Below are 1,579 nucleotides of genomic sequence, written 5' to 3'. Positions count from 1 at the left end.
TGGTTGCGGGAGCAGGATTTGAACCTGCGACCTTCAGGTTATGAGCCTGACGAGCTACCTGGCTGCTCCATCCCGCGTCAGGTGTTTTGTTATCGTTTAGAGAGATGTTTGGATTTTACTAGGTTTGGCGGTGACCTACTCTCCCAGGGCTTGAGCCCAAGTACCATCGGCGCGACAGTGCTTAACTTCCGGGTTCGGGATGGGACCGGGTGTTTCACTTGTGCTGTAGCCACCAAACCGAGGAAAATCCAAGCGCCGGAGGCGATTGGATTTTTCTTGGTTGGCGGCAGACAGCGTATTTACAAAGTAAATGCGCGTTGCCGCACCTAAGTTATGTCACATGACATATCCAAATGCGTCCGGCGTACAATCAACGTTTGTCCAGGTTCAGTTAGGGATGTTTGCTTTCTGTGTCCGTAACACTGTCTGTTACTGGATCAAATCAAGCCTATCGGGCGATTAGTACCGGTCAGCTGAACGCATTGCTGCGCTTACACCTCCGGCCTATCGGCGTGGTGGTCTTCCACGGCCCTCAGGGATACCTTGTTTTGAGGGGGGCTTCCCGCTTAGATGCCTTCAGCGGTTATCCTGTCCGATCATAGCTACCCAGCACTGCTATTGGCATAACAACTGGTCCACCAGTGGATCGTTCACCCCGGTCCTCTCGTACTAGGGGCAACTCCTCTCAAGTATCCTACACCCACGGCAGATAGGGACCGAACTGTCTCACGACGTTCTAAACCCAGCTCACGTACCTCTTTAAACGGCGAACAGCCGTACCCTTGGGACCTGCTCCAGCCCCAGGATGAGATGAGCCGACATCGAGGTGCCAAACACTGCCGTCGATATGGACTCTTGGGCAGTATCAGCCTGTTATCCCCGGCGTACCTTTTATCCGTTGAGCGATGGCCCTTCCACGCGGGACCACCGGATCACTATGGCCGACTTTCGTCTCTGCTCGACTTGTCAGTCTTGCAGTCAGGCTGGCTTCTGCCATTGCACTCAACGAGCGATTTCCGACCGCTCTGAGCCAACCTTCGCGCGCCTCCGTTACTCTTTAGGAGGCGACCGCCCCAGTCAAACTACCCGCCACGCAGGGTCCCGGATCCGGATAACGGACCGCGGTTAGACATCAAGAGTGCGAAGGGTGGTATCTCAAGGGAGGCTCCACAGGAACTTGCGTTCCTGCTTCGATGCCTACCACCTATCCTGCACATCACAATCCTGATGCCAGTGCGAAGCTGTAGTAAAGGTGCACGGGGTCTTTCCGTCTAACCGCGGGAAGCCTGCATCTTGACAGGCAATTCAATTTCGCTGAGTCGATGTTGGAGACAGCGGGGAAGTCGTTACGCCATTCGTGCAGGTCGGAACTTACCCGACAAGGAATTTCGCTACCTTAGGACCGTTATAGTTACGGCCGCCGTTTACCTGGGCTTCAATTCGGAGCTCTCACCCCTCCTTTTAACCTTCAGGCACCGGGCAGGCGTCAGACCCTATACGTCGCCTTACGGCTTCGCAGAGCCCTGTGTTTTTAATAAACAGTCGCCACCCCCTGGTTTGTGCCCCCGGATCCAAGTTG

General features: G+C 55.0%; 1 tRNA gene and 2 rRNA genes (1 of these 3 running past the window's edge). All 3 read right to left on the bottom strand.

Features of this window, described 5'->3' with window-relative positions:
* A tRNA-Met gene (locus A9D60_RS02035) sits at nt 1-77 on the bottom strand.
* Nucleotides 78-122: 45 nt separating this feature from the next.
* Nucleotides 123-237, bottom strand: a 5S ribosomal RNA gene (rrf, locus tag A9D60_RS02030).
* A gap of 201 nt (nt 238-438) precedes the next feature.
* A 23S ribosomal RNA gene (locus A9D60_RS02025) occupies nt 439-1,579 on the bottom strand; it runs 1,687 nt beyond the window's last position.

Source organism: Leisingera sp. JC1, assembly GCF_001679925.1.
Taxonomy (GTDB): domain Bacteria; phylum Pseudomonadota; class Alphaproteobacteria; order Rhodobacterales; family Rhodobacteraceae; genus Leisingera.
This window is presented reverse-complemented; position numbering and strand designations above follow the sequence as displayed.